This window comes from Geobacter sulfurreducens PCA (assembly GCF_000007985.2).
GTDB lineage: Bacteria > Desulfobacterota > Desulfuromonadia > Geobacterales > Geobacteraceae > Geobacter > Geobacter sulfurreducens.
Window position 1 is genome coordinate 2,468,449 of record NC_002939.5, and the last position, 25,912, is coordinate 2,494,360.

Annotated in this window: 25 protein-coding genes; all 25 read right to left on the reverse strand. The window is 62.1% G+C overall.

What is annotated here, in order from left to right:
- Window position 1 precedes the first annotated feature (1 nt).
- Entirely contained in the window at window positions 2–1,117 is a 1,116-nt protein-coding gene (locus tag GS_RS11310; RefSeq protein WP_010942893.1) for a glycosyltransferase family 4 protein, read from the reverse strand.
- A 27-nt stretch (window positions 1,118–1,144) separates the two neighbouring features.
- A complete protein-coding gene (locus GS_RS11315; RefSeq protein WP_010942894.1) occupies window positions 1,145–1,927 on the reverse strand; it encodes a glycosyltransferase family 2 protein in 783 nt (260 codons plus the stop codon).
- Window positions 1,928–1,956: 29 nt separating this feature from the next.
- Window positions 1,957–2,889, reverse strand: coding sequence for a hypothetical protein (locus GS_RS11320; RefSeq protein WP_010942895.1), 933 nt, complete (start codon window positions 2,887–2,889; stop codon window positions 1,957–1,959).
- On the reverse strand, window positions 2,889–3,959 hold the full coding sequence (gene waaF / locus GS_RS11325; RefSeq protein WP_010942896.1) for a lipopolysaccharide heptosyltransferase II: 1,071 nt from the start codon (window positions 3,957–3,959) through the stop codon (window positions 2,889–2,891). The genes GS_RS11320 and waaF overlap by 1 nt, the downstream gene beginning before the upstream one ends.
- A gap of 15 nt (window positions 3,960–3,974) precedes the next feature.
- Window positions 3,975–4,151, reverse strand: a complete 177-nt coding sequence (locus GS_RS11330; protein WP_010942897.1) for a Trm112 family protein — start codon at window positions 4,149–4,151, stop codon at window positions 3,975–3,977.
- A gap of 14 nt (window positions 4,152–4,165) precedes the next feature.
- On the reverse strand, window positions 4,166–5,227 hold the full coding sequence (gene lpxK / locus GS_RS11335; RefSeq protein ID WP_010942898.1) for a tetraacyldisaccharide 4'-kinase: 1,062 nt from the start codon (window positions 5,225–5,227) through the stop codon (window positions 4,166–4,168).
- A complete protein-coding gene (locus GS_RS11340; protein WP_010942899.1) occupies window positions 5,224–6,528 on the reverse strand; it encodes a 3-deoxy-D-manno-octulosonic acid transferase in 1,305 nt (434 codons plus the stop codon). Before GS_RS11340 ends, lpxK begins: the two co-directional genes overlap by 4 nt.
- 54 nt (window positions 6,529–6,582) lie before the next feature.
- Entirely contained in the window at window positions 6,583–8,298 is a 1,716-nt protein-coding gene (gene msbA, locus GS_RS11345; protein WP_010942900.1) for a lipid A export permease/ATP-binding protein MsbA, read from the reverse strand.
- A complete protein-coding gene (gene lpxB, locus GS_RS11350) occupies window positions 8,298–9,452 on the reverse strand; it encodes a lipid-A-disaccharide synthase (protein ID WP_010942901.1) in 1,155 nt (384 codons plus the stop codon). Before lpxB ends, msbA begins: the two co-directional genes overlap by 1 nt.
- Window positions 9,453–9,518: 66 nt before the next feature.
- A complete protein-coding gene (locus GS_RS11355) occupies window positions 9,519–10,610 on the reverse strand; it encodes a DegT/DnrJ/EryC1/StrS family aminotransferase (RefSeq protein WP_010942902.1) in 1,092 nt (363 codons plus the stop codon).
- A gap of 88 nt (window positions 10,611–10,698) precedes the next feature.
- Window positions 10,699–11,631 carry a Gfo/Idh/MocA family protein gene (locus GS_RS11360; RefSeq protein WP_010942903.1) on the reverse strand — a complete coding sequence of 311 codons (933 nt, stop codon included), beginning with the start codon at window positions 11,629–11,631 and terminating at the stop codon, window positions 10,699–10,701.
- Window positions 11,628–12,398, reverse strand: a complete 771-nt coding sequence (lpxA, locus tag GS_RS11365; protein ID WP_010942904.1) for an acyl-ACP--UDP-N-acetylglucosamine O-acyltransferase — start codon at window positions 12,396–12,398, stop codon at window positions 11,628–11,630. The genes GS_RS11360 and lpxA overlap by 4 nt, the downstream gene beginning before the upstream one ends.
- Window positions 12,399–12,851, reverse strand: coding sequence for a 3-hydroxyacyl-ACP dehydratase FabZ (gene fabZ, locus GS_RS11370; protein ID WP_010942905.1), 453 nt, complete (start codon window positions 12,849–12,851; stop codon window positions 12,399–12,401).
- Window positions 12,852–12,951: 100 nt separating this feature from the next.
- On the reverse strand, window positions 12,952–13,995 hold the full coding sequence (gene lpxD, locus GS_RS11375) for a UDP-3-O-(3-hydroxymyristoyl)glucosamine N-acyltransferase (RefSeq protein WP_010942906.1): 1,044 nt from the start codon (window positions 13,993–13,995) through the stop codon (window positions 12,952–12,954).
- A gap of 1 nt (window position 13,996) precedes the next feature.
- Window positions 13,997–14,515, reverse strand: a complete 519-nt coding sequence (locus tag GS_RS11380; RefSeq protein ID WP_010942907.1) for an OmpH family outer membrane protein — start codon at window positions 14,513–14,515, stop codon at window positions 13,997–13,999.
- A gap of 38 nt (window positions 14,516–14,553) precedes the next feature.
- Window positions 14,554–16,851, reverse strand: a complete 2,298-nt coding sequence (bamA, locus tag GS_RS11385) for an outer membrane protein assembly factor BamA (RefSeq protein WP_010942908.1) — start codon at window positions 16,849–16,851, stop codon at window positions 14,554–14,556.
- Between the two features lie 66 nt (window positions 16,852–16,917).
- The gene (locus tag GS_RS11390; protein ID WP_010942909.1) at window positions 16,918–17,592 is read right to left on the reverse strand and encodes an ABC transporter ATP-binding protein; all 675 of its coding nucleotides are present in this window, start codon (window positions 17,590–17,592) and stop codon (window positions 16,918–16,920) included.
- Window positions 17,585–18,856, reverse strand: coding sequence for a lipoprotein-releasing ABC transporter permease subunit (locus tag GS_RS11395; RefSeq protein ID WP_010942910.1), 1,272 nt, complete (start codon window positions 18,854–18,856; stop codon window positions 17,585–17,587). Before GS_RS11395 ends, GS_RS11390 begins: the two co-directional genes overlap by 8 nt.
- Before the next feature lie 75 nt (window positions 18,857–18,931).
- On the reverse strand, window positions 18,932–20,407 hold the full coding sequence (gene lysS / locus GS_RS11400) for a lysine--tRNA ligase (RefSeq protein ID WP_010942911.1): 1,476 nt from the start codon (window positions 20,405–20,407) through the stop codon (window positions 18,932–18,934).
- Window positions 20,408–20,560: 153 nt separating this feature from the next.
- Window positions 20,561–21,772, reverse strand: a complete 1,212-nt coding sequence (locus GS_RS11405; RefSeq protein WP_010942912.1) for an RCC1 domain-containing protein — start codon at window positions 21,770–21,772, stop codon at window positions 20,561–20,563.
- Between the two features lie 71 nt (window positions 21,773–21,843).
- A complete protein-coding gene (locus GS_RS11410) occupies window positions 21,844–22,809 on the reverse strand; it encodes a DUF4140 domain-containing protein (RefSeq protein WP_010942913.1) in 966 nt (321 codons plus the stop codon).
- A 25-nt stretch (window positions 22,810–22,834) separates the two neighbouring features.
- Window positions 22,835–23,305, reverse strand: a complete 471-nt coding sequence (locus GS_RS11415) for an FKBP-type peptidyl-prolyl cis-trans isomerase (protein ID WP_010942914.1) — start codon at window positions 23,303–23,305, stop codon at window positions 22,835–22,837.
- A gap of 18 nt (window positions 23,306–23,323) precedes the next feature.
- Window positions 23,324–23,815: an EVE domain-containing protein gene (locus GS_RS11420; protein WP_010942915.1), complete on the reverse strand. Its 492-nt coding sequence runs from the start codon at window positions 23,813–23,815 to the stop codon at window positions 23,324–23,326.
- Window positions 23,816–23,845: 30 nt separating this feature from the next.
- Window positions 23,846–25,087 (reverse strand): DUF1015 domain-containing protein, encoded by a 1,242-nt coding sequence (locus tag GS_RS11425; protein ID WP_010942916.1) that lies wholly within the window; start codon window positions 25,085–25,087, stop codon window positions 23,846–23,848.
- 15 nt (window positions 25,088–25,102) lie between these two features.
- Window positions 25,103–25,906 carry an NlpC/P60 family protein gene (locus tag GS_RS11430; protein WP_010942917.1) on the reverse strand — a complete coding sequence of 268 codons (804 nt, stop codon included), beginning with the start codon at window positions 25,904–25,906 and terminating at the stop codon, window positions 25,103–25,105.
- Window positions 25,907–25,912 lie beyond the last annotated feature (6 nt).

A 25,912-nucleotide genomic window follows, 5' to 3' on the forward strand; every position in this document is an offset into this window, starting at 1 on the left:
TTCAGATCCTTCGGGCGATGACGTCGTTGAAATGGCCGAGAAGTGCCTCGATTGCCCGTGCTTCATCAAAGTCGGAGGCTCGCCGCAGGCCGGCAGCCGCGAGCCGGTCCCGGAGCTGCCTGTCGTTGCAGATCCTTATGATTGCGTCAGCAATTGCCGGGGGGTCGCCCACGGGCACCTGAATACCGTCCACACCGTCCGTTACGATCTCGGCGAGCCCCCCGGTCCGGGTTACCACCACGGGCACGCCGGCGGCCATGGCCTCCACCGGCGACATACCGAAGGGCTCCATGGAGGAAGGGAGCACGAACACGTCGGTGTTCGCCAGCAGCGCCGGCACGTCCTCGCGCTCGCCGGGGCAATCCACCAAGTCCGTCACTCCGGCCTCCTCGGCGAAGCTCCGTAAGTTCGCCACATACCACCCGCTTCCGGCCAGCACGAGCCGCGCCGACGGAAAAGGGCGACGGATCAACGCCATGGCTCGGATCAGGTCTTCCTGGCGCTTCTCGGTGCGAAACCCAGCCACACAGGCAATAACGGGGAAGTGACCGTCAAGTCCCAGTTCGCGCCTGGTATTCAGCCGCTCCTCGTCGGTGACCGAGGCAAATCGTGCCGTGGCCACGGGTGGATACTGCACGCGAATCTTGCGGGGGGCGACGCCGGCGGCAACCAGGTGCTCCCGCACGGCATTACTGCAGGCAAGCACCCGTTTCGGCAAGAGGTTGTAGGAGATGGCCCGTTTGATGGGGTTCAGGAGTTCACGGCTGCGGACCAGCGGAACTCCGGTGAGAAGTGAAGCGATTCCGCCGAGCCATGAATCCTTTGCCGAGTGGGAATAGATAACATCAACCCCCTCGCGGCGGATAACGGTACAGAACGAGCGGAGGGCTGCGGGGTGCACCGCGTTGCGCATGGGCACGCCGACTACCATGAGTCCTGCCTCCTGCGCCCGCGCACAGAGCAACGCATCGGGAGGGCAGAGGATGAGGGGACGGTGCCCGGCATCCCTCAACAGCCGCGCCTCGTGGACAATGCGCCGCTCCTGGCCGCCAAAATTTTTGGACGACTCAGCGAAAAGGACGGTCAGTCTGCTGCCGGTGCCCGTATTCCTGTCCATGGAAAGCATCTCAGCGAGCCGTGGAATTTACCGTTCGAGTTCTTCCGGCCGGGTCATGACCCAGCCGCGCGCCGCTTCAACCTGCTTGGCGTAGCGGTAGAACGTCCCCTCGAAGGTATAGAGGGCGATGACGAACCCGGCCCAGCCGTCGAGGATGCCGAGCCGCAGGATATACATCCGGAAAAATGCGAACAGTGCGTGAAAGAGCGCCTTGCCCATGCCGGGGCGTACCCCCTTGGCGGTCATCTTGGCGGCACCCAGGGTGGAATAGCGGTCTATCTTGGAAATCATCTGCTCGAAGTTGCGGAACGGAATCTGCCAGATAGCATTCTTCATGTGGCCGACTCGGCCGATGGTGGTAAACGACTCATGTACCACCTCGTCCGTGAACACCTGCGCGCCGCGGCGGAAAAGCTGGGGCTGGCGGTAGTCGGGGTACCAGCCGGAATGCTTGACCCAGCGTCCCATGAAAATGTTGCGGCGCGGCACGTAGTAAGCATCCAGGGCATCGGGGCTGTCGATGATGGCGAGGATCTCGTTCTTGGCCTCTTCAGTGCAACGCTCGTCCGTATCGAGGCTGAAGATCCATTCGTGGGACGTGGCGGCGATGGCGCTGTTGCGCAGCTTGCCGAATCCCTCGAAAGGGACCTGGATGACTTTGTCGGTATACTTCCGGGCGATCTCCGCCGTCCGGTCGGTGCTGAAGGAATCGATCACCACGATCTCATCGGCCCAAGTGACGCTCTGCAGGGCCGGCTCGATCTTCTGCTCCTCGTTGTAGGCTATGATATAAACGGAAACCTTCGCCATTATCTCTCCTTTGTCTGCCGCAAAATCAGTTACAGCCACGAGGTATCCGCCGTGCCGGTCAGGTCGATCCCCTCGAAGGCGTCACTGATGGGTTCCGCCCCTTCCTCCCTGCCGGCGGCCCGCCAGGCCGGCAGTCGCTTGCCGTAAAGCCTGAGCGAGCCCATGAGGGGGTTGTCCAGCGTGGCGCCCGCCCGGGGGATGATGCAGACGGCCGGGATACCGAGGGCATTGGCCGCCCAGTGGGAATAACCCGACATGGGGGTTGCCAGCATCACGGGGCAGCAGGCCAGGGCAAAGAGGTCTGCCACGGGATTCACCCGCGAGTCGTGGTCGGGCCCCTTGTAGCCATAGGGTGACGTCACATCGAGGGTGAACACGTCGAACCGGCGGTGGAGCGTCTCGTAGGTCGCCGGATCCCCCGTGCACGAGAGGAAGAAGCTGACATCCTTCTGCTTGAGCGCGATCCGCTCCATGACCGCCTCGTACCACCAGAGCGGGACTGCCGGCCACTCGCAGGCAAGGGGATCGTAGCGCGACTCGTCCACGATCCGGTAGTCGCCGTGGCGGATGTGCACGGCCACAACGGGTCTCCCTTGGACCCGCGCGAAGATTCGCCTGATGGCATCAGCCAGGTTCGGCGCAAGTTTCACGCGGGACGCCACGTCCAGATAGATGGGGTCCAGCTTGTCCGATGGTCCGTCCAGGGAACGAAGGATGATCTTCTTGCCGGCAAAGGTGGCAAACTGCGCGGCATCACAGTTGCGAACCCGGAGAGCCCCCGGCTTCTGCCAGAAGCGGAGCTTTGCCCGGCGGGTTCCGGCCACGCTGAATGAATCCAGCTCACTCCAGTCCAGAATGATCTCGTGCCCGTATTCCTTCTGGATGGCAAAGGCGAGCGGCAGAGTTTCGAGTCGATTGGTGATGCCGACGAATTCATCGATATACAGCCTGGGTCTGGCCATCACGATACTCCCTGGGAAGATAGTGCTTGTCGACCTGCCCGAAGCCGGTCTGCGGCCTCCACCACCTCGGCTGTCGTCACCGCGGTCATGCATCGGTGGTCGGTGGGGCATTCCCGCAGCAGACACGGAGCGCAGTCGGTGTCGCGACGCACGATAACGGCCCGTTCGCTCCAGGGGGAGGTGGTCGAATGGTCCGTGGAGCCGAACACGGCCACCAGCGGGACGCCGAAGGCCGCCGCAATGTGCATGGGGCCCGAATCATTGGTGATAAAGAACTCACAGCGCTTGATGAGCGCCATGAGTTCCCGCACCGATGTCTTTCCCGCCATGACGACGCAGGGGGTGGTCATGGCCGCGGCAATATCGGCGGCAATGGCCGCTTCACCCGGCCCGCCGGTCACCACAACCCTGGCACTCCAGCGGCTGGCCAACTCGTCGGCCACGGCGGCAAAACGCTCCGGATACCACCGTTTGGCGGCGCCGTACGTGGCGCCGGGGTTAATGCCAAGGAGGGCATCGCGAGTCCCGATTCCGTGCCCCGCCAAAAGTTCTGCCATGGCGGCATCCTCGTCGGCCGTTGTGGCCAGTTCAAGATGCCGATCACTGGTGGTGACCCCGAAACGGGCGAGCATGGCCAGGTAGTATTCCACGTGATGGAGCAGGCGCGTGGCGCCGTCAACCGCAACTCCGTGGGTCAGAAGCGGTCCGCGGCCATCGGTCCGGTATCCCATGCGCCGGGGAATCCGCGCAAGCCAGGCAATAAGTGCCGCATCAACGGCATTCTGCAGCAGAATCGCCAGATCGAACCGCCGGGCTCTCAGTTCCCGGGCAAGCCGGAGTTTGCCTCGCAGGCCGGCATGCACACCTTTTCGGTCATAGATGATGACCTCGTCCACGGCCCCGTGAACGGTGAACAGCGGCGCCACCAGCGGATTGGCCAATACCGCCACCCGGGCGTTCGGGAAGCTCTCGCGAATTGCCCGCAGCGCCGGTGTGGTCATCACCGCATCGCCGATCCAGTTGGTGGACCGAACGAGTATGCTGCTGATTGTCTCCTGCTGAATATCCAAAGCGTGTAGCCCCGTTTACCGGTCCCCGATGCGTTCAGCCTCGTCGAGGAGCATCACAGGGATATCGTCCCGCACGGGGAACCTGAGGCGGCATGCCTCGCAGACCAGGGCCGAACCGTTATTGACCGGTTTCACCTCCCCGGTGCAGCGGGGACATGCCAGTATTTCGAATAATTCGATTGATAATGCCATAGCGTAAATTCCTTTTAAAGCACTTTGTCCAGGGCCGCTTCAAGGGGAGCGGGGTCCAGCGGGCGCATCTCGAGCACTGTTGCGTAGACCGGCAGCAGACGCGCCAGATGGGCAGACAGCTTGACCCCATCCTTGCCGGTAGTGATCAGATAATCGGCACCCGCGGCCGCTTCCCGCAGCGTGCTTACCTCTCGCTCGCCGTAAGAGGCGTGATCGGCAAAGGGAATGGCAGCCACGATGTCCAGTCCCTCCCTGCGGAGTGCATCGAAAAAACCTTCCGGCTCGGCGATGCCGGCACAGGCAACCCCTCTGAGGCCGCGCAGGGCTGCTAACGGCTGCACCTCTCCATCGGGAAGAAGAGCCGCCCCCGTCAGTGCGTGACCGGCACGGCACGAAGGGATCATGCCGTGAACCGCCGGGGCTTTGCCACCGGTGCAGCGGGTGTAGACCACCAGATCGGCTCGCCGGACGGCCGTCTGCGGTTCCCGGAGCAGCCCCGCCGGCAGTGTCCGGCCGTTGCCGAGGGGACGGTTGCAATCCATGAGCAGGATGTTCAGGTCACGATGGAGCCGAAGGTGCTGGTAGCCGTCATCCAGAATGAAGACGTCCGGGTCGAGCTGTTCCAGCGCCAGGAGACCGGCTGTGTAACGGTCCGTGCCGATGACCGTCATGAGTCCGGGCACTGATGTTGCCAGATGCACGGGTTCGTCACCCGCCTCGGCGGCGGAGAGAACGATAGTCCGACCGTCGGAGACAATGCGTGTTTCGCCTTCCAGCGACCCGCCGTACCCCCGCGAGATGACCGCAACCCGCTTGCCCCGTGCCATGAGCCGGCGCGCCAGGTACGCCACCATGGGGGTCTTGCCCGTGCCTCCCACGGTCAGGTTACCTACGGAGATTACCGGACGGTCCAGGTGCCTGACCGTGGACAGCCCCCTGGCGTAGGCCAGCGCCCGGAGCCGGACCACCAGCCCATAGAGGGCGGCTGGGATGGCGAGAACCGCGCCGAGAAGCCGGGCAGCCGCGCCACACTCTTCACCGGAAGCCAGTTTTCGCCAGAACCCCGTGCAACTCACTCGGCGCTCCCCGTGACAAGCAGGCGCCCGATGATCTCCAGGTGACGGGCGGCGGCCCCCCCTTGCTCTGTCATGAGGCGGATGCCGCGCTCACCCATGGCGAGTCGGCGGGGCTCGTCGTTCAGGAGCCGCCGCAGGGCATCCTCCAAACCGGCTCGGTCTTCAACCTGCTCGCCCGCATTGGCTGCCAGGACCAGGGCCGTTATCTCCCGAAAATTGTGCATGTGGGGGCCGAACAGGACCGGGGCCCCGACCGACGCAGGTTCCAGCAGGTTGTGCCCGCCCACCGGCACGAGGCTTCCCCCCACGAAGACCAAGTCGGACAGGGCATAGAGGTTCATGAGTTCGCCGACGGTGTCCACCAGCAGAACCCCGCCGGCTGCCGGTTCAGGCGCCCCATCAAGGGCGGAACGACGCACATGGGGAATCCCTTTGCCCTGCAGCATCGTCCCTACTTCAGCGGCGCGCTCCGGGTGCCGGGGCACGAGCACCAGGAACAGTCCGGACCGCTCCCGGGCAAGGCGGGCATAGCTGTCCACCACGACCTCTTCCTCACCGGCATGGGTACTTCCGGCAGTAATGACGAGGGTGTCCGGTGGGAGACGGTAACGCTGGTGCAATTCCTCGCGCTCCGCCGGGCTCAGGGTTCTCACGGGGAGATCATACTTGAGGTTGCGTGTCACGAACACCCGCTGCGCCGGCCCACCGATAGCCACGATGCGGCGGGCATCCTCCTCGCTCTGCATGCAGAGGGCGGACAGCTTGGCCAGGAGTGGGGCAAAAAACCACGAAAACCGGAGATAGCGCGGAAAGGAGCGGTCCGAAATGCGACCATTGACCATGACGGCGGGGATTGACCTCCGACGGGCGTAGCGCAGGAAATTGGGCCAGATCTCCGTCTCCACCACAATGACCAGCGACGGGGATACGAGCCGAAGTGCGCGGGACACGGCAAAGCCGAAATCAAAGGGGAAGTAGACGACTAGATCCGCCTCGGCGATCTTCTCGGCAATAGAACGTCCGGTTTCGGTCACGGTTGAGAGCACGACGGGCCGCTCGGGATACCGATGTTTCAGCTCACGCAGCAGGGGCTTCACCGCCATGGTTTCCCCCACCGAAACCGCGTGGACCCAGACGGGCCTCTTGCCCGCAACGGGTATGAGCCGTTCCGGCGCGATGAACCCGAACCGCTCGCCGAACCCGGCGAAACTCCTCCCCCGGCTCACTGTCCGCCAGGCGTGGTGGGCGATAATCGCGGGCGACAGCAGGAGCAGCAGTATGTCGTACACAAGAAAGACCATCGAAACGCCATCCCCGACCGGTCGGCCGTCAAACCCGGGACCGGTCCCGGCCTTTCACTTGAACTGCATGTCGTAGAGCTTGCGGTAGAGCCCGTCGCGCGCCAACAACTCGTCGTTGGTCCCGACCTCAACCACCTCACCCTTGTCAATGACCACGATCCGGTCCGCATGGAGAACAGTGGAGAGCCGGTGGGCAATCACCAGGGTGGTCCGGTTCTTCATCAGATTGGTCAGGGCCTGCTGGACCATGTGCTCGCTTTCCGTATCCAGGGCGCTGGTTGCCTCATCCAGGAGGAGAATCGGGGCATTCTTGAGAATGGCCCGGGCGATGCAGAGCCGCTGCCGCTGACCACCGGAGAGGCGCACCCCCCGGTCGCCGATGTTTGTGTCATACCCCTCTGGCATCTCCATGATGAAGTCGTGGGCAAAGGCAGACCGGGCCGCGCGCTCCACTTCCTCCAGGGTAGCATCGGGGTTGCCGAGCCTGATGTTGTTGGCAATGGTTTCGTTGAACAGGATCGTTTCCTGATCCACCAGGGCGATCTGGCAAAGGAGGTCATCCAGCCGCAAGCGCCGTACGTCGATCCCGTCGATGAGCACCGCACCGCCGGTCACATCGTAAAACCGGGGAATGAGCGACATGACCGTCGTCTTCCCGGCGCCCGATGGCCCAACCAGAGCCACCACCTCGCCCCGCCCGGCCGTGAACGATACGTCACGCAGCACCTCCTCATCGTCATAGCGGAACGAGACATTGCGCAGTTCTACGGAGCCGCGAACCATTCCCGGCTCCACCGGATCGGGCGGGTCCTGGATGTCCGCTGGATGATCGATGACCTCGAAAACCCGTTCGGCCGCCCCCATGGCCTGCTGAACCGTATTGTAGGCGCTGAGGACCTTCTTGATCGGGCCGTAGAGCATCACCATGGCGGTCAGAAAGGAGAAGAATTCGGGCGCCGTCATCTTGCCGTCCATGACCTGGCTGCCGCCGAACCAGATCACCCCCGCCACTCCGAACGAAGTGATGATCTCCATGATGGGCGTGTGAAGCGATTCGTATTTAATGCTCTTGCGCAGGTAGCGGTACAGGCCGAGGTTGGTCCGGCTGAACCGATCCACAACGCTCTTCTCCTGACGGAATGCCTTGACCACCTTGATGCCGGAGAACGTCTCCTGGAGAATGCTCGTGATCTCACCCATCTGGCCCAGGGACTGTTTTGCCAGATTCTTGATCCTCTTGCCGATTTTCTGGGCCGGAACGGCCGTAAGGGGGAGCACGATAAACGTGATGAGCGCCAGCTGCCAGTTGCGGTAGAAGATGACGCCCAGCAGGCCGATGGCGGTCACGCCGTCTCGCAACAGGCTCGTGACGATATTTGCCACCCCCTGCTGCATCTGCCCCACGTCGCTCATGATCCGGGACATGAGGGTCCCGGTGGGATTATCGGTGAAGTAGCGCAGGGGCAGCCCTATCTGCTTGCGGTACACCTCGTTGCGGATGTCCTGGATGGCCAGCTGACCTGCGGTCTGGACATAGTAGCCCTGGAGGAACCGTGCCACCCCGCGGAACAGGAAGACGATAATCAGGGCCACAGGGACGAGGATGAAAATCGTCATGTCCCTTTCGGAAAAGATCTTCTTCAGCAGCGGCTCCACCATCCAGGCGATGGCCGCATCGGTGCCGCCGACGCAGAGTGACGCCGCCATGGAGATGACGATCCGCCACCAGTAGGGCTTGCTGTAATGCAGAATGCGCTTGAAGGTATCCATTAAACCTGCTTTCCGAGCATTTCCAGAACGATTCCTGCTACCCGTTCCGAGCAGCCGCCGGTACCGAGCTTTTCCTTGACCATGGCAAGGCCGGCGCGAGTTTTCTCCGCATAGGCGGGATCATCCAGATAGCGTCCGATCTCGGCGGCGATCCGGTCGGCCGAGGCATCGTCCTGGATCAGTTCTGGAACCACCCGCTCGCCCGCAACGATGTTGCAGATGCCGATATGGTCGACGCGGATGAGCCGCTTCCCCACCTGGTAGGTAAGCGGAGACACCTTGTAGATGATCACCATGGGCACGCCCATGAGGGCGATCTCCAGGGTCACGGTGCCGGAGACGGTAATTATGGCGTCACAGACCTGCATCACGTCGTACACCCGGTCTTGAGTCACAGTAACGTCAAGGCCCGATGCCGCCAGCAGGGGAGCAATGTCTCCATCGGTGAGGCTCGATGCCAGCGGCAGGATGAACTGGATGTCGGGATAGCGTTCCCGCAGCTGCTGCGCGCTTTCGAGGATTACCGGGAAAAGCTTGGCGATCTCCCCGCGGCGGCTGCCGGGGAAGAGTCCCACCACTCGCCGCCCCGGATCGAGCCCGAAGGAGGCCAGGGCTTCGTCACGCCCCATGGTCGGACGCACCCGGTCCGCCAGCGGATGTCCCACGAAGCTGACCGGCACCCCGGCCCGTTCGTAAAAGGGCACCTCAAAGGGAAACACCACGGCCATCCGGTCCACCAGCCGGCCGATGGTCTTGACCCGCCCGGTCCGCCAGGCCCAGACCTGGGGACTGATGTAGTAGAGTACCTTGACGCCGTGGCGTCGGGCCACCCGGGCAAGAAGCATGTTGAAATCGGGGTAGTCGATGAGAATCAGGAGGTCGGGCGGATTCGAAACGATGACCTGCCTGAGCGTCATGAAGGCGCGGGAGATCACCCCGATGTGGGCCAGCACCTCCACGATACCCACCACCGCCATCTCCGAGGAGTCCACCAGGGTCTCCACCCCGGCTTCCCGCATGCGGGGGCCCCCGATGCCGAAGAAAGAGAGAGTCGGGTCAAGACGGAGCGCTTCCCTGACCAGTCCGGCCCCGTGGAGGTCGCCCGAGGCCTCGCCGGCAACGATCATGATTCGATGTGATGTGTTTTCTGTCATCCGTCAAAAATGGCAGAGACGCCCCGCAGGGCGTCTCCGTGTTCAGTGTCGTGGCAGGTGTCGCAGCTAGAGCGCGCTCTTGATGACCCCGACCACCTCGCGCACCTGCTCCTCGGTCATCTCGGGGAAGATGGGGAGCGACATGCAGCGGGCCGCCGCATCCTCGGTCACCGGGAGGGTCAGGCCGGCGAACTGTACTGCAAAGACATCCTGCTTGTGCAGCGGGATGGGATAGTAAATGGCGGAGGCGATGCCCGCCCCGGTCAGGGCTTTCATGATGTCGTCGCGCCGGTCCGTGAGCAGTGTGTACTGGTGGTAGACGTGAACGCCCTTGCCGTCCTCGAAGGGGGTGACGATGCCGGTGCCGGCCAGCAGTTCCGAGTAGAGATGCGCCACCCGGCGCCGTCCCTGGTTGTACTCGTCGATATGCTTGAGCTTGGCCCGCAGGATCACGGCCTGGATCTCGTCGAGGCGGCTGTTGTAGCCGATGACCGAATGGTGATAGCGGACCTTGCTCCCGTGGTTGCGGAGCACCTTGACCATCTCGGCCGTCTCGGAGCAGGAGGTTGTCACGAGGCCCCCGTCGCCGTAGCACCCAAGGTTCTTGCTGGGGAAGAAGCTGAAGGCCCCCAGAGCGCCGATGGAACCGGTCATCCGGCCTGCCGCGGCGGCGCCGAAGGACTGGGCGCAATCTTCGACCAGAAGGAGGCCGTGTTTGGCGCAGATCGCCTCGATGGCCCCCATATCGGCGGGCTGGCCGAACAGGTGGACCGGCAGCACTGCACGGGTCCTGGGGGTGATGGCCGCCTCGATGGCTGCCGGATCGATATTGTAGGTGCGCGGGTCAATGTCGACGAAGACCGGCGTCGCCCCCACATAGCGAATGGCCTCGGCCGTTGCGATGAAGGTGAAGGGGGAGGTGATCACCTCGTCACCCTCCTTGATGCCGGCTGCGGCCAGAGCAAGATGAAGGGCGTCGGTGCCGGAGGCTACCCCAATGGCGTGCTTCACGCCCAGGTACGCCGCAGCCTCCTCCTCGAAGGCGCTCACGTTGGGACCGAGGATGAACTGGGTCTTCTCCAGGGCTTCCAGAATGCCCCGGTCGATCTCGTCTTTAAGTTTCAGGTACTGGACCTTGAGGTCTACCATTGGAATCATTGTCTTCCTCCTTGGATACGCATTGAAACGCGGACGTGGTGCTTGACCATCAGATCAAAGGTATCAATCCGTTAACGCTTCAACGCGTCTACAGTTGTTTCGTAATCATGAGCGCCGTCTCCAGAGCCCGCTTGCCGTCCCGGCCACTCACCACCGGGGTCGCCCCGGTCCTGATGCAGTCCAGGAACGAGGCGATCTCGCTCTTCAGGGCATCGCCCTGCTCGAACGTCTTCTGGTCCATGGCCACATTGGGCACGCCGGGGAACATCTCGCCGCTCCCCTTGCGGAAGACCGCCAGGGATTTATTCTGGAAGTCGACCGTGATGTAGGAGTCGGCCTGGAAGATCCGCATCTTGCGCTCGCTCTTCAGGCTGATCCGGCTGGCAGTGACGTTGGCCACACAGCCGTTCTCGAACTGGATCCGGGCATTGGCAATGTCTTCCTCGTCGGTGAAGACCGGCGCGCCGATGGAATTGACCTGCTTCACGGGCGAATCGATGATGTGCTGGATGATGTCGATGTCGTGGATCATGAGGTCGAGCACCACGTTCACATCGGTCCCCCGGGGCTTGAACGGAGCGATCCGGAGCGATTCGATGAAGCGCGGCCCGGTCAGCAGCTCGTCAAGGGCCATGACCACCGGATTGAAGCGCTCAAGGTGCCCCACCTGGAACACCGCCTTCCGCTCATCGGCAATGCGGATCAGCTCATCCGCTTCCTCGATGGTGGTGGTAATCGGTTTTTCCAGCAGCACGTGGACACCACGGTCCAGAAACGCCCGCGCCACCTCGAAATGGTACTGGGTCGGCACCACAATGCTCACGGCGTCGACCCGGTCCAACAGCTCACGGTAATCGGTGCAGGGACTGGTACCGACCTTGGCCGCCACCTCTGCGGCCCGGTTCATGTCGGTGTCGACCACCGCCACCAGCTCGGTATCAGGAAGCTGGGCATACTTTTCCGCATGAAACTGTCCCAGGTAGCCGACGCCGATAACCGCTGTCCGTAGTTTGTCCGTCATCTGCAGAGTCCCCTTTCCGATTTCTCGGCAAAAGTAACAAAGTGGTCGACCTCCTGCGAGGGAGGGATTTCCTCGCGGATGCGGCGCAATGCCTCCTCCAGCTTGAGACCGGACCGGATCACGAGCCGGTAGGCTTTCTTGATCCGGCCAACGAGCTCCTCGGAGAAGCCGCGCCGCCGGAGCCCCACCGTGTTGAGACCGGAGGAAACCGCCCGGTTGCCGCTGGCGATGGTGAACGGCAACACATCCTGAACAACCATGGCCCCTCCGGAGAGCATGGCGCTCTCGCCCACCCTGACGAATTGATGAACCGCCGAAAGCCCGCCGAGGATGGCGAAATCCTCGACTACCACATGGCCGGCCAGTGTCGATCCGTTGGCCATGATGACCCGATTGCCGATCACACAGTCGTGGGCCACATGACAGTAGGCCATGAACAGGTTGTCGTCACCGATTACCGTTTCGCCGATGCCGGTGACCGTCCCCGGCTGGAGCGTCGTGAACTCGCGAATGACATTACGGTTGCCGATCCGCAGCCAGGTTTCCTCTCCCCGGTATTTCAGGTCCTGGGGAATGCCGCCCACGGAGGCCATGTTGAAGATCCGGTTGTCCTCGCCGATCTCGGTCCAGCCGTCGATGACGGTGTGGGGTCCAACGGTGGTGCCCCGTCCGATACGAACGTGCGCCCCGATAATGACATAGGGGCCGATTTCTACACCCTCGGCGATTTCCGCCCCGGGATGCACGATTGCCGTAGGATGAATCATTTAGAGTTTTTCCTTGTCGGCAAAGGTCGCCTTGAGCTCCGCCTCGGTGACCAGCTTGCCGTTCACGGTGGCCCTGGCGCTGAAGCACCAGATGCCCCGCTTGCAACCGGAGATCGTTACTTCGATCCGCAGTTGGTCTCCCGGCACCACCGGTTTGCGGAACTTGACGTTGTCGATGGAGGCAAAGTAGCAGACCTTGTCGCGGACCTCGTCGCCCAAGGTCACATAGGCGTAGATTCCCCCCACCTGGGCCATGGCCTCAACGATCAGGACTCCCGGCATCACCGGGTGTCCCGGAAAGTGGCCTTGGAAAAACGGCTCATTGATGCTGACGTTCTTGATCCCCACGATCCGCTCGCCGGCAACGTACTCCACAATCCGATCCACCAGGAGGAAGGGGTAGCGGTGGGGAAGAATCTTCATGATTTCGTTGATATCAAAGACTGTTTCCATGTTCACGCTCCTCAAAAGAGAAAAACGGACCGCCCGGAGGACAGTCGCGTTTTCTCGATTACACGACCGAAAATAGCGAAACAAACCGGTGCGGAGCCGGCTAGACTGCGGATTCCAGCTTCTCCTCAAGCTCGCGGAGCCGTTTTTCCAGGGCGGCCACAGTCCGCTTCATTTCAGGGAGTTTCGGCACAACCGCCGAGGCACGGAGCCACTCCCGGTGATCGAAGGCAGGGATGCCGCTCATAATGGTGCCCGAGGGCACATTGCCCGGAACGCCCGACTTTGCGCCAATCATGGCATTATCGCCGATCTCAAGGTGCCCGGCCACGCCCACCTGCCCGCCGAGCGTTACCCGCCTGCCGAGCTTGGTACTCCCCGAAATGCCCACCTGGGAGACGATCATGCAGTTCTCGCCGATGACGCAGTTGTGAGCGATCATGACGAGGTTGTCGACCTTGGTCCCTTTACCGATAACGGTGGAAGCAAGGGCGGCACGGTCGATGGCGGCGTTGGCGCCGATTTCCACGTCATCCTCGATCACCACGTTGCCCAGCTGGGGGATCTTGTACCAGCCGTCGCCGTCGGGCGCGTAGCCGAAGCCGTCGGAACCGATGATGGTCCCCCCGTGGATCGTTACCCGGTTGCCGATGCGGCACCCCTGATAGACCGTGACGTTGGCATGGAGCGTGACGTCGTCGCCGACAGTGACCCCCTCATAGAGCACCACTCCCGGATGAAGCGTCACCCGGTCGCCTATGGTCACATTATCGCCGACCACCGCACCCGGGTGAATCGTTATCTCCGAGCCGAGTTTCACGTTCCGGCCGACATGGGCTCCGTCCATCACTCCGCGGGCCGCGCGGGGAGCCACGTAGAAGAGGGTCAGCAGCCGGGCGAACGCCAGATAGGGATTGGGGACCATGATGGCGTTGTGGTTGTGCCGTTCGGCGCCGGGCGGCAAAATGACCGCGCCGGCCCTGGTGGAGGCAACCTTCGGCGCATAGCGGGGATTGGCGAGAAACGTGATCTGGCTGTCGGTGGCGTCATCGAGGCTCGCCACGCCGACGATCTGGCGGGAGCCGTCGCCGACCAGCGTTCCACCGAGGTAGTCAGCCAGTTCCTGTAGCGTCTTGCTCACGGCCATCTTATTTCTTCCGGGAGGCGTTGAAAATCTTCAGAACGTCCTCGGTCAGGTCGGCTTTATCGTCGGCAAAGATCATGCTCTCGTTCTTCACGAAGATGATCGTGTAGCCGCTCTTGCGGCCGAAGTCCTGAATGACCCGCTCCAGCTCCTCGATGATCCGCTTGGTGAACTCCTCGTCCTTGGCCTGGAGCTCGTCCTGGGCATCCTTGGTGAACCGCTGGAACTCCTTGAGCTTCTGCTGATAGTCCTTCTCCTTGGCGTTGCGCGCCGAATCGGAGAGGAGCACGCTCTGCTTTTCCAGGTCGTCCTTCAGCTTTTTGAGCTCATCCTGCTTGAGGTTGATTTCGTCCTGGTACTTCTTCACCTTTGCCGCAAGCTGCTCCTTGGCCTCCTTGCCCGCTTCGGAGAGGTTGAGAGCCTTCTGCATGTCGATGAAGCCGAGTTTGCCCCCTTCCGCTCCGAAGGCGGAAGCGGCAATGAGTGACAACGTAACGACGGTGGCTGCAATGATCCTTTTCATTGTTTCTCCTTTAGCTGGTGCTCTGAAACCCGCAGGTTCTAGAAAAAGCTCCCGATTGAAAATTCGAAACGCCCGCTTGACTTGTCGATGCCGTCGCGGGGGTTGAGCGGAATGCCGTACTCAAGCCGCAGCGGTCCCATGGGAGACACCCACCGGATACCGGCACCGTAACTCATCAGGACACTGGAGAACATATCCTGGTTCTCGCCGTACACGTTACCCGCATCAAAGAAGAGAACCCCTTTGAGGCCCGCATCCTTGAGGAGCGGAATCGTGTATTCCACGTTCAGGATCGCCTCCTTGTCGCCGCCGACAAATGCCCGTTCGGGGTTTGTCGTGGGGAGGCCGGTCAGCGGGTCGGTGGTCGGCACATAGGTGATAATGGACGGGCTCACACTTCGGCCCTCAAATCCCCGCAGAGTATTGATGCCGCCGGCGAAGAAGCGCTCGTCAATGGAAATGTCCTTGCCGCCGAGCCCCTGGATGTAACCGAGGGTACCCCGCAGGCTCAGAACCGTCCCGAAACCGGTCGGGAAAAAGACCGAAGTATCGCCGTAGTAGCGGAGGAACCGGTTTGTGCCGCCGAGACCGGCGAACTCGACCGAGAGGTTGTTGACCATGCCGCGCGTGGGGTCGAGACGGTAGTCGGTGGTGTCCCTGGTCAGGCTCACATAGATGGAGCTGGTAGTGGAGTTGGTCTCGGGCACGACCCGCAGGGCCGGTGAGATGTCGAAGATTTCCTTCTGCTCGTACTTGTAGACCCAGAGGGTTCTCAAAGTATCGCTCAGAGGATACCCCGCCTTGATGTCGCCGCCCGTTGCCCGGCGGGTAAAGTCGAGGTAGTCGCGCTCGGTCCGGTAAAGGTCGCCCCCCAAAGTCCAGCGGGTATCGAGGAAATAGGGGTCGGTGAGACCCAGGTTGAACGTGGACGATTTGCCGCCGATGGAGGCGGCCAGGTTAGCCCTGAGGCCCAGCCCAAGGAAGTTGCCCTGGGAGACGGAGCCCTGGCCGATAAGGCCGTCAAGCGAACTGTAGCCGGCACCGATGCTGAAGGTGCCGGTGGGCTTCTCCTTCACCTCGATATTCACATCCAGCTTGTTCTCGGCGCTCCCCTTAACCGTGGAGATTGCCGCTTCCTCAAAGAACCCGAGGTTCATGAGGCGCTGCTTGCTCTGCTTCAGGCCCGTGCTGCTGTAGGTTTCGCCCTCGGCCACTTTCAGCTCGCGGCGAATGACCTTGTCGCGGGTCTTGGTGTTGCCGCTAACGTTGATGCGATCGAAGAAGACCTTCTCCCCCTTTTCGAACTCGAAGGTCAGGTCCACGGTCTTCGTTTCCGGGTTCACCTTGGTGAGCGGTGTCACGTTGACAAAGGCAAATCCCTTGTCCGCGTAAAGATCGGTGAGCGTCATAACATCGGTACGGAGATTCGCCCGGCTGAACACATCCCCCGACTTGAGCCTGAGCACCTTGGTGAGGTCCTCCTCCTTCTCCAGCAGATCCCCCTTGTAGCCGATGGCGCCGGTCCTGAACTGATCCCCCTCGGTGATGCCGATGGTTACGATAAGGCCGCTTTTGTCCTCGTTGAGCGCCACCTGGGGCTCTCCGACCTTGACGTTGACGTAGCCGTTGTTGAAGTAGAGATCGGCGATGAGGTTTGCATCGTTCTTCACCACCTCGTCTTTGTAGGTGCCGGCACCGGTAAGCCAGGAGAGGAACCACTTCTCCTTGGTCTCCATGACTCCGCGAAGCTTGCTTGCGTTGAAGGCCTTGTTGCCCTCGAAGCGGATCGACTTGATCAGGACCTTTTCCCCTTCGGCCACCGAGACAATCACCCGCACGTCGGTGTCGGAACGCTTCTCGCTCCGGGTGGTGACTTCGGCCAGGTAATAGCCCTCATCCCCGTAGAGTTTCTTGACCCGCTTGCCCGCCAGGGTCAACTCCTTCTGGGAAAAGATGGTGTTCGCCTTGAGTCCCAGGGCGTCCCGCACCTTGTCGGTGGAAAGCTCCTTGTTACCCTCGATCCTGACTTCGCGGATAATGGGCTTTTCCTGCACCGTATAGACCAGGACCACTCCACCATCGCCCTGCTCGGTCTCTGCCCGCACGTCGATGAACTGCCCGAGCTTGTAAACAGCCCGCACATCGGCGTCCACCTTTTCGGCGTAGAGCAGATCGCCCGTTTTGAGAGAAAGGGCGTTGGTTATGGCAGCCGTCTCGACCCGCCGGTTCCCCTTGACCCGGACATCGATGATTTTTTCACCCTCGGCCCGAACACCCTGAACGTTCAGCACCACTGCGGCAATGATTCCTAGTGAAGTCGCTTGTAGCCGTCGCACCGCTACCCCGGAAATGTGGATTTTAACTGCGCTGCCCTACGTGCTGCCTGTTGAGACGAAAGAGTGCTACACCTCGATGCGGCCGTCCACCAGCCGGACAGTCCGTCCCATGCGGGAAGCGAGCCGCTCATTATGGGTCACGACCACCAGGGTCAGGCCCCGTTTCCGGTTGATTTCGGAGAGCGTTTCATGAACCTCGTCGCTGGTCTTCATGTCCAGGTTGCCAGTCGGCTCATCGGCCAGCAGGAGCCGGGGCGACAGGACCAGAGCCCGCGCGATGGCCACCCGCTGCTGCTCCCCGCCGGACAACTCCCCCGGCTTGTGGGTGAGCCGGTGGGCAAGGCCGACCTCCGAAAGCAGTTCCCGGGCCGGGCCAAGCGCCGCGGATCGCTTCATGCCGCCGATCAGGGCCGGCATCATAACGTTTTCCTCTGCCGTGAACTCCGGCAGCAGATGATGAAACTGAAACACAAAGCCGATGGAGCGGTTGCGGAAAGCGGCCAGGTCCATGTCGCTTTTCCGGAAGACATCTTCGCCGCCGAACAGCACCGACCCTGACGAAGGGCGGTCCAAGGTCCCCATAAGATGGAGGAGGGTGCTCTTGCCGGCCCCTGAGGCCCCCACCAGGGCAATGGTTTCCCCTTCGGCAACCGCCAGATTGACCCCCCTGAGCACATCGACGCGAGTGTCCCCGGCGCCGTAGGTCTTGCAGAGGTCCACAACCTCGATGAGGTTACTCATAGCGCAACGCCTCGGCCGGGGGGAGGCGTGATGCCTGCCAGGACGGGTAGAGGGTCGCCACCAGTGAGATAATCACGGCCGTCACCGAGATGAGCAGTACGTCGGACGGCACGACCTGGGACGGAAAATGATCCAGGTAGTAAACGTCCTTGCTGAACAACTCGAAACCGGTGACCCGCTGGATGACTCCGACGATGGGCTCCAGGTTCAGCGCCACAAGAAGTCCGCCGATAACGCCGATGGCCGTCCCGGAGATGCCGATGATGAGCCCTTCGAGAACGAAAATCTTCATGATGCTCCGCCCTGTCGCCCCCATGGATTTGAGGATGGCGATATCCTTTGTCTTCTCCATGACCACCATGAAGAGGGTCGAGGCGATGCCGAAAGCGGCCACCAGGACGATCAGGGTCAGAATGATGAACATTACCATCTTTTCGGTCTTCAAGGCAAAAAGAATGTTCTTGTTCATCTGCATCCAATCCCGGGCATAGTAAGGGAATCCGAGGTCACGGTTGATCTCCCGCACCATCTCTCCCGTGTGGTAGACATCGGCAACCCGGAGCTGGATACCGGTGACCGCTTTCCCCATCGAAAGAAACTCCTGGGCCTCGCCGAGCCCCACGTAGGCCAGGGTCGAATCATACTCGAACATGCCGGTGTTGAAGAGTCCGACCACCCGGAACTGCTTCATCTTGGGAACCATGCCGAGGGGGGTAATGTTGCCGAGGGGAGAGATGACGTTCAGGGTGTCGCCCACGTACAGGTTGAGGGAACGCGCCAGCTCCTTGCCGATGATGATGCCGGGCCGGACCGGCTCGGCCGAGGCCAGAGGGGCCGGGACAGTAGTGAGATCGGTCAGTTTGCCGTCGACGAGGGAACGGGAGAGATTGGTGACCTGGGGATCAGTGGCGGGATCGACCCCCCTGAGCACCACACCGGAAACGTTGCCGCCCGAGGAAAGCATCACTTGGCTGTAGATGAATGGGGTGACGGCCTTAACCCCTTTGACGGCACTAAGCCGCTCCATCATGGCGTGATAGTCCTCGATGCCGCCGCTCGATTTCAGCACCACGATGTGGGCGTTGGTGCCGAGGATCTTTTCCTTGAGATCTTCTTCGAAGCCGGTCATCACCGCCAGAACGACGATAAGCGCAAGGACCCCCAGGGCAACGCCCGCGGTGGAAATAAAGGTGATGATCGATATGAAGGTCGACTTCCGCTTGGCCTTCAGATAGCGGAGACCGATAAATAACTCGTAGGGCATGGGTGCATCCGGAACCGGAAATCGGGGACCGGGAGAAATCCGCCTGCCGTTCTCCGGCCCCTGGACCCGGTTTTCTTATTTTTCCTTGCGTAGTTGCGGAAAGAGAATGACGTCGCGAATCGAAGGTGAATCGGTCAGCAGCATCACGAGCCGGTCGATGCCGATCCCCTCCCCCGCCGTGGGGGGAAGGCCGAACTCAAGCGCGCGGATGTAATCCTCGTCCATGTAGTGGGCCTCGTCGTCGCCCTTGGCCTTGGCCGCCACCTGGGCGAGGAAGCGCTCCTTCTGGTCCACCGGGTCGTTCAACTCGGAGAAGGCGTTGGCCATCTCGCGACCGGCAATGAACAGCTCGAACCGGTCCACGATCTCCGGATCCTTGTCGCTCTTGCGGGAAAGGGGTGACACTTCGGTGGGATAGGCGGTAATGAACGTCGGCTGGATCAGTTTTGTTTCCGCCACTTCCTCGAAAATCTCGGTAATGAGCTTGCCGTACCCCACGTCGGCGGGCAGGTCGAGCCCCAGCCGCTGGGCGTAGGCATAGGCCAGATCCCGGTCCGCCAGGGACTTGGCGTCGATGTCGCCGTATTCCAGAATCGCCTCGACAACGGCGAGCCGCTTCCAGGGGCGCTGGAAGCTGATCGGCATCTCCTGGTAGGTGAAATCGAGGGTGCCCAGCACTTCCTGCGCAACATGACAGAGGAGTTCCTCCGTGAAATCCATCAGGTCTTCAAAGGTGGCGTAGGCCTGATAGAACTCCATCATGGTGAACTCGGGGTTGTGGCGCACTGAAATCCCCTCGTTGCGGAAGTTACGGTTGATCTCGAAGACCCGCTCGAAGCCGCCGACCACGAGCCGCTTCAGGTACAGCTCCGGTGCGATCCGAAGAAAAAGCTGCATATCGAGGGCATTGTGGTGGGTCACGAAGGGGCGCGCCGTGGCACCGCCGGGGATCGGCTGCATCATGGGCGTTTCCACTTCGAGAAAATCCTTGCGCACCATGAATTCGCGGATGAGATTGACGATGCGGGACCGCTTGACGAACACCTCGCGCACCTCGGGGTTCACGATGAGGTCCACGTAGCGCTGGCGATAGCGCGTCTCAACGTCCGTGAGCCCGTGGAACTTCTCGGGAAGCGGCTGGAGCGACTTGGTCAGGAGACGGATGAACGCGGCATTGAGAGTGAGCTCGCCGGTCTTGGTCCGGAACGGGGTGCCGCCGACACCGACGATGTCGCCGATATCGAAAGTCTCGAACGCCTCGAACGCCTCGTCGCCCACCGTATCCTTGCGTACGTAGACCTGCATCCGTCCCTTACGGTCCTGGATCTGGATAAACGCAGCCTTGCCGAAGGAGCGGCGCGCGATGATACGGCCCGCGACGGTAAAGCTGCGGGGATCATCCTCAATGGTATCCACGGTGCCATAGGCCTCCCTGAAATCGGCAGACGTATGGAGAGGTTTGAAATCATTCGGGTAGGGATTGATCCCCGCTTCCCAGAGGGCGTCGACCTTGCGCCGCCTCTGGAGCAACAGCTCACTCAACTCTTCCATTGCTCGTACAGTCCCTTTCTGGTAGCCGCTTTCCGGCCCGTTTAACAAACCGTCAACTTAGCCAAAGGAGCATGCCAAGTCAAGGAAAAACGGGGTGCGAACAGAGCGCACCCCGTCAATTTGGCCTGCATATTCAAACAGTTGAAGACAGGATCAGGGAAGGGCCACCTGCACCGGCGCGGTCCGGTTACTGGTCGTGCCGTCGCCGAGTTGGCCATAGCCGTTATACCCCCAGGCCCACATGCCTCCTGACCCATTTTTCTTGACGATCGTGAAGAACGACCCGAGGAGCACCACCCGTTCCACGTCGGTAAAGGGGACGTTCGATGCATCGCGTACCTGGGCCGGGCTCAGTTGATCGCCGGTGGTTCCGACGGACAGAAGACCGAGGGTATTGAATCCCCAGGTGTAAACCGTGAAGTTGCTCGCCACGGCCACCGAATGGGACGGACCGGCAAACACGTCGATAAATCCGGTGACGCCGGCAGGAAGCGTCAACTGGACAGGGGTGCTCTGGTTGGTGGTGGTGCCGTTGCCGAGCTGACCATAGGCATTGCTCCCCCAGGCCCAGATCGCGCCGGTAGAATCCAGGGCCAGGTTGTGGCTGCCGCCGGCGGAAATCTTGCGGATCGTAATGGAAGAGGGAAGCTGGACTTTTTGAGGCATGTGGTTGCTCAGGGTGGTTCCGTTGCCCAGTTGGCCGCTGGCGTTGTTGCCCCAGGCATAGGCCTCGGTGCTGGTATAGGCGATGCTGTGACTGCCGCCGGCAACGATGGCGGTCGGAGCAATGGGGAGTTTGGCCGTCTCAACCTGCCTGGGGGCGAAGCGGGTGGCGGAAGATATCGGGTTCAGGGCAAGTTGGCCCGCGCTGTTGCTGCCCCACGCCCAGACCGTGCCTCCGGCCAGAGCCATGGAATGGAGTCCGCCGGCCGCCACCTGCTGAACGGCACCGCCGAAGCCGCCGATCTTCACCGGTGTGGAACTGGTCGGGACCGTTGCGGGATCGCGGCCGATCTGTCCGGCCGAATTACTCCCCCACGCCCTGACCCCGCTCACGTTGTCGAACCGCGCGATGGCGAGGGTATGTGAGGCCCCGGTGGCAAATCCGCTGGAGTAGGTGGCAAAGCCGAGCCGGAGCCGCTTAGGTGTGGCAGCAGAGGTGGTTGTACCGTCACCGAGCTGGCCGGACTCGTTATTACCCCACACCGCAAGGGTCGTCATGTTCTGGAACACGGCACTGTGGGAATAGGCCGGCGACGAGATGCTGGTGGAGTCCGAGTAGGGCAGGTCGCCGTCGGCGCAGGCGGAAAGGAGCGTACAGGATGCAAGCACGGCGGCCATGCGAAAGTTGATGATATTTTTCATTGTCTTCTCCCTACTGGTGATTGGTCATGGGTACGCCACTGCTCTCCGGTTCTGGAGCCATCCGGACACCCTTATCTGCCGGCCACGATCTCGTACAAAACGCCGGGAGCCACTCCCTCGAACGTCACCGGGCCAAGATACTCGCCCTTGCGAAAGCAGACTCCCTCACCCGACACGAGTCTGGTGGCGGAGGAATTGCGAAAGGAAAAGGCCGTACCGCCCTGGAGCGAGGCAAGGGCCTCCGCCCGTTCGACGGGGAAAACGCGACGATCCACGACAGCGAAGTTCTCCGGCACGGGGAGCGGCGTGGCGCCGTTGGCCGCGTCCGCCATGGGCAGAGGGACGACGCTCCCTTTCCCGGCACCCCGTGGAAGAATGGCCCGAAGCGTGACCTCCACCGAATCCGTGCCGTTGAATCTGAAGTCGTAAAAAGGGGTCCAGCCGTTTCCCTTCACCAGGTAACTGTAGCGGACACTGCCCTTTCCGGCGAGTCGGAGCCGGGCCACGCTGCCGCCAGGGGACTCCGAAGCCTTGAGTGCCTTCAGCCGGTCATCCACCGACCTGATCCCCTCCTCGGCCTGCCGACGGGCCCGATAGACCTCCTCCAACTGCGTCAGGGCGTACTCGGTCCCCTTCCTGACCGACGTGAGGGGTTCGGGGTTGCCCTTGGTCTTTCGCGGCGTCTTGCTGCTTTGCGATTTTGCCGCCGCCTTGAATATCTCTTCCCGCGCTTCGATGGCTCTGAGCCGATCCTCAAGGCCCTTGCGCCGTTCGGCCAGGCGGGCGATCTCACTGCCGAATCCGGCAGCGGGCCGGAGGGGCTCCACTTCCACGCGGACCACGCTGGCACGGCCGGCAGGACTCACCCGGAGGGACCCGGGGATGTAGGTCGAAGGGAGCGGGACTTCCACCGTGCCCCTGGCGGCGCTTGCTTCGCCCGAAATCCGGGCCCCGTCCAGATAGTAGGTGACAGTGCTGCCGGCCATGGCCGGCACGGCAGCCAGCAGAAAACCGATTACATAAAGCGTGAGTCGCATCCGCCCTCCTTGGCGTAGCACGCAATCACGTGGCAACGTCGAGCAGTTCCACCTCGAAAATCAGAGTTGCATTCGGCGGGATCACCCCGCCGGCTCCGGCGGCACCGTACCCGAGTTGGGGGGGTACGATGAGACGGCGCTTGCCGCCGACCTTCATGGACATGACCCCCTCGTCCCATCCCGGGATCACCTCGCCCGCGCCGATGGTGAAGACGAACGGCTCTCCCCGGTCCACGGAGCTGTCGAACTTCGTGCCGTTCTCAAGCCAGCCCGTGTAGTGAACCTTCACCGGTTTACCGGCCACGGGGGCCGCACCGGACCCGGCGGCAAGGTCCACGTAGGAAAGCCCCGAAGCAGTCGTGACGGCATCCGAGGCGCCGGCGGCGCTTGCAGGCTTCGCCTCGCCGGCCGGCTTGGTTTCCCTGTCCGAACAGGCCGCCACGACGATCCCGACCAGGAGCAGCAGCAGTACGAGAATTTTCTCGACGTTTCTCACCAATTCCTCCGAAATAGCTTACAGATTGAACGGCTCATGGATTCCGCCGAGCCTCAGGATGAACTCCCATTGGGCCGGGGTCACCGGTTGTACCGAAAGGCGGCTCCGCTGCAAGAGGACCATATCCGCCACCTCCGGGTGCATCTTCAACTCGGCGAGCGTCACCGGCCGCGCGAGTGGCTTCACATACCTGACATCGACCATATACCAGATGGGGTTATTCCGGCCGGCCCGGGGATCGAAGTGTTCGCCTGCCGGGTCCAGGGCGGTCCAGTCGGGATACCCCTCGCGCACGACCCGCGCAATGCCGACCACCGCCGGATCGGGGACGTTGCTGTGATAGAAGAGGACCCCGTCCCCGGGCTTGATCTCGTCGCGCAGAAGATTGCGGGCCTGGAAGTTGCGCACGCCGTCCCAGTGCTCCGTGCCGTTGGGGCGGCTCCCGAGGTCGTCAAACGAAAAACAGGACGGCTCGGACTTGAAGAGCCAGTAACGCCGCTCGCGGTTCATGGTGTCTCCCCGGTCACGCCATGCGCCGTCCTAGGTCAGGAGGTGCACAAAGAGCCCACTCCTGAGCTTGGGCTCGAACCAGGTGGACTTGGGGGGCATGATCTTGCCGGCATCGGCCAGCTGCATCAGCTCAGCCATGGACGTGGGATGGAGCGAGAAGGCGACCCGATACTCACCACCAGCGACCAGGCGCTCCAGTTCGCCGATGCCGCGGATGCCCCCCACGAAATGAATCCGCTGGTCGGTCCGGGGATTGCGGATGCCGAGGACCGGACCCAGGAGGTTGTTCTGGAGGATGGAGACATCAAGATGGGACACTGCGTCGTGCTCGTCAAAGGCCCCCTGCTTGGGCACAAGCTGGTACCAGCGCCCCTCCAGATACATGCCGAACTGGTGCCTGCTTTTCGGCTCGAACCGCCCCTCTTCCGGGGAAACGCTGAAATGCTCTCCCACCCGTGCCATGAACTCGGCCACGGTGAAACCGTTCAAGTCCTTCACCACCCGGTTGTAGGGCATGATAGTCATTTCGCTGTCAGGGAAGATAACAGTAAGGAACCAGTTGTACTCTTCGTCGCCCCTGTGACCGCGGTTGGCGGAGCGGCGCAGATCCCGCACCCGCCCGGCCGCAGCGCTCCGGTGATGGCCGTCCGCCACGTACAGGGTTGCGATGGAGGCGAAACGGGCGGTGAGTTCGTCGATGACTGCGCGATCGTCAACGACCCAGAGAGTATGGGAAACCCCGTCGTCCGTGGTGAAGTCGTAGGCCGGTTCGGCCGAGGCAACCCGGGCCACGATGGCGGTAATGGCCGGATCGTTGCGATAGGTATAGAAGACCGGCTCGTCGTTGGCGTCGAGATAGTCGATGTGCTTTACCCGGTCCTCTTCCTTGTCGGCCCGGGTGAGCTCATGCTTCTTGATGACCCCGCTTTCGTAGTCGTCCACGCCGGCACAGACCACGAGTCCCGTCTGCACGAACTCGCCCATTTTCTGGCGGTAAACGTAGTAACACTCCCGGGGTTCCTGAACGAGGATGCCCTCGGCCGTGAACCGTTCCAGGTTTTCCCGCCCTTTTTCGTAGACCGGTTCAGCGTAGGGATCCATCTCGGCAGGAAGATCGATCTCCGGCCGGGAGATGTGGAGAAAGCTGTAGGGGTTGCCTGATGCCATGGCCTTGGCCTCGGCCACGTTCATGACGTCGTAGGGAAGCGCGGCCACCTTCTCAGCCAGGTGCTTCGGCGGGCGGAGCGCCCGAAACGGCTTGATCAGAGCCATGGTTACCTCGATAAATTAGAAGTAGCGCCGCCCGCCCATGAAGCGGGTGGTGAAATAGTTCTCGTCCAGGGAGGAGACTTTGATGTCGTCCCCTCGACGGGGGGCATGGACGAACCGGCCGTCTCCCACGTAGATTCCCACATGGTTGATGCTGTCATCTGAGGCGCCGAAGAAAACCAGATCGCCGTCACGCAGGTCTTCGCGCCCGATCGGGTCTCCCACCTTGAACTGCTCGCGGGAGGTGCGGGGAATGTTGACCCCGCAGAGGTTGTACACGGCCCTGACGAACCCGCTGCAGTCCATCCCGTCCACGACGGTATCCCCGCCCCAGCGGTAAGGGATGCCAACGAACCGCTCCGCGGTGCGGGCGGCAATGGCCCCCATGTCCCGGCTGCCCCGGTCGTTGTCGGGCCGGCTGCGGGGCTGGTCGGACTTAGGCCGGCTAATGATCGTAGCCGGCTCCTTGCGGATGACCGTTTCGCGTTTCGCGACGGGCAGGTTTTCCGGTGAGGCGATGAAGTAGGATCCGATCATGCCGTCGGCTACCAGCCTGCGGGCCTCCCTCCGGGCAGCCTCTCGGGAAGGAAAGTCGCCGAAGCGGACCGCGTAGAGGCCGTTGTCACGCTTGAAATAGAATGCATCGATCCCGCGAACCTGAAGCCTTGCCGTAAGACGCTCGGCGTTCTTCACGTCGGAGAAGGCCCCCACCTGGATGGCATGGCCCACGCGGGAGAGACCCGCCCGGGGCGTGGCGCAGCCCGTGGCCGTCACGAAGGCCACTGCGACAAACACGAGGAAAAGTGTTAGTTTTTTTGCCATCGCACC